The organism is Streptosporangium sp. NPDC002544 (assembly GCF_040295965.1).
Taxonomy (GTDB): Bacteria; Actinomycetota; Actinomycetes; order Streptosporangiales; family Streptosporangiaceae; genus Streptosporangium.
Window position 1 is genome coordinate 256,054 of record NZ_JBEOWJ010000005.1, and the last position, 6,739, is coordinate 262,792.

Here is a 6,739-nt window from a genome sequence, read left to right on the forward strand (position 1 = left end):
CAGTGAGCGCTGAGACACTGATGCCGTACGACGAGGCGCTGGAGCGCTTCGAGCCGGTGCTGGGCCTGGAGACGCATGTCGAGCTGGGCACGGCGTCGAAGATGTTCTGCGGCTGCCCGACCACGTTCGGCGCCCCGCCGAACACGCACGTCTGCCCGGTCTGCCTGGCGCTGCCCGGTTCGCTGCCCACGACCAACGCCGCCGCGATCGAGTCGACGATCCGTATCGGTCTGGCGCTCAACTGCTCCATCGCCGAGTGGTGTCGGTTCGCCCGGAAGAACTACTTCTATCCGGACATGCCGAAGAACTACCAGATCAGCCAGTACGACGAGCCGCTCTGCTTCGACGGCTACCTCGACGTCGAGGTCGACGGCAGGACGGTGCGGATCGAGATCGAGCGCGTCCACCTGGAGGAGGACACCGGCAAGTCCACCCATGTGGGCGGCGCGACCGGCCGCATCCACGGGGCCGACTACTCGATCGTCGACTACAACCGGGCCGGCATCCCGCTGGTGGAGATCGTCACCAAGCCGATCCCGGGGACCGACAGGCTCGCTCCCGAGGTCGCCCGCGCCTACGGCACCGAGCTGCGCGAGCTGGTGCGCGGTCTCGGCGTCTCGGACGTACGCATGGAGGAGGGCTCCATGCGCTTTGACGTCAACGTCTCGCTCATGCCGCGTGGCTCCTCGGAGTGGGGCACCCGTACCGAGACCAAGAACGTCAACTCGCTGCGCAGCGTTGAGCGCTCCGTACGGGGTGAGATCGAGCGCCAGGCCGCGATCCTGGCCGACGGCGGCCGGATCATCCAGGAGACCCGCCACTTCCACGAGAACACCGGCACCACCACCTCGGGACGGTCCAAGGAGGAGGCGCAGGACTACCGCTACTTCCCCGAGCCCGACCTGGTGCCGATCGCCCCCGACCCCGCCTGGGTCGCCGAGCTCAAGGCGGCCCTGCCGGAGCTGCCGGGCGTGCGGCGCAAGCGGCTCCAGCAGGAGTGGGGCGTGTCGGACCTGGACATGACGTCCATGCACAACGCCGACGCCATCGGCCTGGTCGAGGCGACGGTCGCCGCCGGGGCCCCGCCCGCGGACGCCCGCAAGTGGTGGATGGGCGAGCTGGCCCGCCGCGCCAACGAGGCGGGGCTCTCGCTGGGCGCGCTGCGGATCACCCCGGACCAGATCGCCAGGGTGTGCGCGATGGTCGCCGGGGGAGCGCTGAACGACAAGCTGGCCCGCCAGGTGCTGGAGGGCGTGCTGAACGGCGAGGGCTCCCCAGACGAGGTGGTGGCCGCCCGCGGCCTGCAGATCGTCAACGACGAGGGCGAGCTGATGGAGATCATCGACCAGGTCCTGGCCGGCAACGCCGACGCGGCGGACAAGGTCCGCAACGGCAAGGTCGCCGCGGTCGGCGCCCTGGTCGGTGGCGTCATGAAGGCCAGCCGGGGCAAGGCCGACGCGGGCCGGGCCAGGGAGCTCATCCTGGAGCGCCTCGGCGTCTCCGGGTAGCCGACGCGAAGGATCCCGGGCGCGCTTTTCAGCTGGCCCGACAGGACGCTGTGAACGGTGCCCCCGCCCCTCCGACGGGGGCACCGTCGCGACCGCCGTGCTCGGAGTGCCGTCCGGGTTCCGTACCGGCCACCGGGCGGACCCGCGGAGTGAGGTCAGGCGGTGGCGGCCTGGGCGGCGACGAGTTGTGCGTATTTGCCGCCGGTGGCCATCAGCTCGTCGTGGGTGCCGCGTTCCACGATGCGGCCGGAGTCGACCACCAGGATCAGGTCGGCGTCCCGGATGGTGCTCAGCCGGTGGGCGATGACGATCCGGGTCTGGGTGAGCCAGAACAGGTTGGACTCGATGGTCGCCTCGGTGGCGCTGTCCAGGTTGCTGGTGGCCTCGTCGAGCAGCAGGATCTTCGGCCGGGGCAGGATGGCGCGGGCCAGGGAGAGCCGCTGGAGCTGGCCGCCGGAGAGACCGCCGCCGTCGGTCAGCACCGTCTCGTACCCCATCGGCATCGCCATGATCTCCTCGTGCAGCGCCGCCACCTCGGCCGCGGCGACCACTCGTTCCAGGGGTGCGTCGGGAAGGTTCAGCGCGATGTTCTCCCGGATCGAGCCGTTGAACAGGGAGGTGGCCTGGCCGACCACGCCGAACTGGCGGCGCAGGGTGCGCAGGTTGAGTTCGGAGGCCGGGACGCCGTCGTAGAGGATCTCGCCCTCCACCGGGGTGTGCAGTGTCAGGAGCAGCCTGGCCAGCGTGCTCTTGCCCGAGCCCGAGGCGCCCACCAGCGCTACCTTCTGCCCCGGCCGGATGGAGACCGAGACGTCCCGCACCACCCACGGGCCGCGGGGGTCGTGCCGGAAGCCCACGCCGCGCAGCTCCACCGCGCCGCGCAGCCGCAGCACCTCGATGCCCTCGCTGGGCTCGGGCTCGGAGGCCAGGATGTCGGACAGGCGGTCGAAGTGCGCGCCCACCTGCTGCAGGCTCTGCAGGCCGGTCATCAGCGAGCCGAGCGGGGTCAGGGCGCCGAGCGCGATGGCGTTGAGCGCGATCAGCGCGCCCACGGTCAGCTGCCCGTCGAGGACCCGCCACGCGCCGAGCCAGAGCAGCCCGAGCGGGGCGATCACCCGGCTCGCGGACAGCGCGGCCTCCACCAGGCCCTGGGTGAGGCCGTTGCGCACGTCGGCGTTGAGCTGCTGGGCGAAGTGGGCCGACCACTGCTCCACCGCCCGCTTCTCGGCCCCGGACGCCTTCAGCGTCTCGATGCCGCTGATGGCCTGGATGAGGCTGCTCTGCGACGCGGAGAAGGCGGTCAGCTCCTGCTGGGTGAGCAGGTTGATCCGGCGGGTGGTGGCCAGCACCAGCAGCCCCTGGAAGGCGACCACGCCGGTCAGCGCCAGCCCGAAGACGGGGTCCCACACGTACACGAGCACGAGGTAGCCGACGGCGAGCGGACCGTCCAGCAGCGCCGCCACGATCTGGCCGGTGAGGATGTCGCGCAGCGTGGAGACGCTGGCGGCCCGGGTCAGCAGGTCGCCCTTGCCGCGCTGCGCGAAGTAGCGGTACGGCAGCGTCACCAGGTGGCCGATCACCCCCTCGGTGAGCTCCTGGTCGGCGCGGGCCCGTACCGCCACCAGTAGCGCCGCCCGCAGGTAGCCGATCACGAACTGGGCCAGCCCGGCCAGCAGCACGGCCCCGCCCAGCAGGGGCAGCAGGTCCGCGCCCCGGGACGGGATGATCCTGTCGATCAGCAGCTGGGAGAAGAAGGGCAGGGCCAGCCCCAGCAACTGCAGCAGCAGCGAGGCCGCGACGACCTGGGCGAGCAGGCCGCGCCGGCGCCGGAACAGGGTCCGGATGAACTCGCGCCGCCAGGCGCTCGCCATCGAGGACGTGCCGCGGTGGAACCCCTCGCCGGGTTCGAAGACCAGCAGCACGCCGGTGAACCCGTCGCTGAACTCCTCCGCGGTCAGCCTGCGGCGGCCCCGCCCCGGGTCGACGATGTCCACCCGGTCGGGCGACCAGCGCTCGACCACCACGAAGTGATTGAACTCCCAGTGCGCGACCGCGGGGAGCGGAACGCGCGCCAGGTCCTCGGGCGCGAGCGAGAAGGCGCGCGCCTTCAGGCCGTGCTCGCGGGCGCCGTCCACGATGGCCTTGGCGCTCAGGCCGTCCCTGCCGACCTGGAGCCGTTCGGCCACCTGGTGCAGGGTGGTGCGCTGGCCGTGGTGGCAGAGCACCATGGCCAGGCACGCGGCGCCGCACTCGGTGACGGTGTTCTGCAGCAGGACCGGTACGCGACTCCTCATCCGCCGGCTCCCAGCGCGAGCGCGATCAGCGTGGCGCCGGCCGCCAGGACGGCGGCCACCAGGATCCACAGCAGCAGGAACGACGGGCCGCTGATCACCAGCGGCATCCGGGCGACGGAGCGGGTCTCGGCATGCCGGCGCAGCGCCTCCGCCCGGTAGATGGGCCCTCCCGGCGGGCCGCCTCCGGGAGGGGACCCCGCCGGCTGCCCTCCCGGAGGCGCTGACGGGGAATGCGGCCGGTGGCCGGGCGGGGGCGTCGGCGGGGCCGCCGCCGGGGGGCGTTGCGGAGGGGCCGGAGGTGAGTACGGCGCCCGGGGACGGTACCCCTCGGTGTCCTCCCAGTGGCCGGCCCTGTGCCGGCCGGGTGCGGGGACGGCCTGGGTGCGGTCCGGGTCGATCACGACCAGTGCCATTCGACCGTGGCCGCGGCGCGGCGTTCCGCCAGCCAGCCGGCGAACGCGGCGCGCCCGGCGGCGGCCAGCGTCTCCCGGTCGTCGGTGGCCGGGCTCCTGTGCAGAACGGCGCCGGTCAGGAATCCGCCGTCCGGCAGCTCCACCGGGCCGACGATCCCGCCGGGCGGCGTACCGCGCAGGGGCGCGGGCAGATCCGCCTCCCAGCGGGTCGCGAAGGTCACCGTGGCCTCCCCGGTGTCCCCGAGCGAGGCCACACCGGTCAGGAGGTCGGACACGGTGCCGGCGGTCATCTTCTCCTCGCCGGTGACCCACACGGCCCTGACCCGGGCGAAGTCCCCGGGGTTCGCGGCCAGGTGGCCAGGGGCCAGTTCCGCCTCCCTGTCCCGGCGGAACCGGCGGCGCCGGGCGATCTCGGTGATGTACGCCTCGAACTGTTCGCCCGACATGCCCGCCTCGGCCATCCAGGCGAGCGTCGACGCGCGGTCGTGCAGTCCCCGGCCCCGCCGGAACTCGTCGGCCGTCGCCTGGAGGTCGGCGGCGGTGAGCGGCTCGGTGGGCGAATCGGTGGGCGAATCGGTGGGTGACTCGGTGGGTGACTCGGTGTCGCCGGTGGCCTCGACGAGCAGGCACTGGTCGACGATCTCCCGGTACGGCGATGAGTCCCGCCGGGAGAGCGAGCGCAGCATGGTCAGCGCCTGGGGGACCGTCACGTCCACGTCGTTGACGCTGACCAGGTACCCGGCCGCCCAGTGCGTCGAGTGGTCGATCAGCCAGGGCACCCCGTCCTCGGGCGGGGCGGTCAACGCGACCGTGCCGCCGCCGGGATGGTCGAGGACCAGGTCGTAGTCGACCATCGGGGTCCCGGGGCGCCGGTCGACGACGAGCTGTGCCCGGACCTCCGGGTGCCGCGCCGCCCACTCGCCGACCGCGCGCCGGGCGTCGGCGACGCCCGAGCGGCGGCGGGGGAGCGCGCGCAGCAGGGAGACCCCTGACTCCAGGGCCTTGGCGAAATCGGTCACGGTGTTCCTCCGTCCATGAGCCAGCCCGCGATCGCGTCGCTGACGGGCAGCCCGGTCCACAGCTCGACGAACCCCCATGCGCCGTTGGAGTTCAGCTCCAGGAAGACGTACTCGCCGCCGGGGGTGACGATGAAGTCCAGTGCCGCGTAGGTCAGCCCGACGTCGGCGACCAGCCGGGCGCAGCGCAGCGACACCTCGGCGGGCAGTTCGTGCACGCCGTACCTGACCCGGTCGTTGTCGTAGTGCCGCCAGTCGTCTCTGGCCGCCCGGGATCCCGACGCGTCGATCTCCGCCGCGAACACCCGCGCCCCCACGACGATCACCCGCAGCTCGACCGCCTTGGAGACGTAGGGCTGCAGGATGACCGGCTCGTGCTGGATCCGGTGCCGGGAGGTCAGGTGGCGGCGGGTGACCACGGTCGTGTACGCGCGGTGCTCGGCGCCGTCGACCTGGAACGGCTCGGCGGTGATCTGCTTGGCGACCAGCCGCCCCTCCGCCGCCTGGTACGCGCCCGCCAGTTCCGCGGGGTCGTTGGTGTAGACCGTGTCGGGTACGGAGAAGCCCAGCTCGATCGCCCGCGCCATGTGGAAGATCTTGTTGTGCGCGCGGCGCTCGTCCGCGCGGCGGCCGGGGAGCCAGCGCGCGGTCAGCAGGCTCCACACCCCGTCGAGCATGAACTCCGCCTGCTGGTCGACGTGCGCGCGGTGGCTCGGCTCGGTCACGGTGCCGGCAGCCGAGGGTCTGCCCGGCCGGCTGCGCCACACCGCGGTGACCCGGGACAGGTCGACCGTCTCCGCGCCGGTGTCCAGCATCAGCCGCCGCTCCCCGCCGGTGAACGACGCGGTGATCCGGCTGCGCCCCGGGAAGTCGCCGGTGTCCCACCACAGCACCGGCGGGCCGGTGCCGTCACCGGTATCGTCACCCACCAGCCGGGCGCCGCGCCGCCGGAGCGCGGCCAGCACCCTTTCCGCGGCCCCGTCCCCGCGGTTGCTGACGATCAGAATCACTGCCCGGTCCCATCTGCGTAGGCGCGGCGGAACCGGTTTCCCGTCCCGCCGCGCCGCGTTCGATCCAGTACGCCGACCGGGGGCGCGGCCCGTCCTATGGCGAGACGGCCTCCCGGTACCGGCGGAATGGCCTGATCAGCCGTCGACCCACTCGCGACGGCAGGGCCCAGCCCCGTCGTAGGTCAGCGCCCACCCGCCCCGGCCGCCGGCGACCTCGCCCAGCTGGGCCTCGGTCAGCTCGGCGCCCTCGAAGGGCAGGTCGTCAATCGTGATCTTCGACATGATCACTCCTCTCGGCCGCGTGAGGCGGCACGGTCGTATCGGACTAGTGGCCGTGTGCTCGGACTAGTACTGCCACCACTCGCACGGCAGGTCCTTCTTCCAGGCGCTGACCGACCACCTGCCGCCGGCGACCTCGCCCAGCTGGGCCTCGGTCAGCTCGGCGCCCTCGAAGGGCAGGTCGTCAATCGTGATCTTCGACATGATCACTCCTCTCGG

General features: G+C 72.7%; 7 protein-coding genes. 1 reads left to right on the forward strand and 6 read right to left on the reverse strand.

The features are described 5' to 3' along the window. Positions 1 to 2 precede the first annotated feature (2 nt). Positions 3 to 1,508 carry an Asp-tRNA(Asn)/Glu-tRNA(Gln) amidotransferase subunit GatB gene (gene gatB, locus ABT061_RS09810; RefSeq protein ID WP_350914665.1) on the forward strand — a complete coding sequence of 502 codons (1,506 nt, stop codon included), beginning with the start codon at positions 3 to 5 and terminating at the stop codon, positions 1,506 to 1,508. 155 nt (positions 1,509 to 1,663) lie between these two features. Here gatB and ABT061_RS09815 read toward each other — a convergent pair whose 3' ends face one another. From ABT061_RS09815 to ABT061_RS09840, 6 genes are all read right to left on the reverse strand, one after another. After that, the gene (locus tag ABT061_RS09815) at positions 1,664 to 3,802 is read right to left on the reverse strand and encodes a peptidase domain-containing ABC transporter (RefSeq protein WP_350914668.1); all 2,139 of its coding nucleotides are present in this window, start codon (positions 3,800 to 3,802) and stop codon (positions 1,664 to 1,666) included. After that, positions 3,799 to 4,215: a hypothetical protein gene (locus ABT061_RS09820; protein ID WP_350914671.1), complete on the reverse strand. Its 417-nt coding sequence runs from the start codon at positions 4,213 to 4,215 to the stop codon at positions 3,799 to 3,801. The genes ABT061_RS09815 and ABT061_RS09820 overlap by 4 nt, the downstream gene beginning before the upstream one ends. Further along, positions 4,200 to 5,234, reverse strand: coding sequence for a TIGR04500 family putative peptide maturation system protein (locus ABT061_RS09825; protein ID WP_350914674.1), 1,035 nt, complete (start codon positions 5,232 to 5,234; stop codon positions 4,200 to 4,202). Before ABT061_RS09825 ends, ABT061_RS09820 begins: the two co-directional genes overlap by 16 nt. Then, positions 5,231 to 6,241 carry an MvdC/MvdD family ATP grasp protein gene (locus ABT061_RS09830; protein WP_350914677.1) on the reverse strand — a complete coding sequence of 337 codons (1,011 nt, stop codon included), beginning with the start codon at positions 6,239 to 6,241 and terminating at the stop codon, positions 5,231 to 5,233. Before ABT061_RS09830 ends, ABT061_RS09825 begins: the two co-directional genes overlap by 4 nt. A 135-nt stretch (positions 6,242 to 6,376) precedes the next feature. Beyond that, positions 6,377 to 6,523: a putative ATP-grasp target RiPP gene (locus tag ABT061_RS09835; protein WP_350914680.1), complete on the reverse strand. Its 147-nt coding sequence runs from the start codon at positions 6,521 to 6,523 to the stop codon at positions 6,377 to 6,379. 63 nt (positions 6,524 to 6,586) lie between these two features. Further along, on the reverse strand, positions 6,587 to 6,724 hold the full coding sequence (locus ABT061_RS09840) for a putative ATP-grasp target RiPP (protein ID WP_350914921.1): 138 nt from the start codon (positions 6,722 to 6,724) through the stop codon (positions 6,587 to 6,589). Positions 6,725 to 6,739 lie beyond the last annotated feature (15 nt).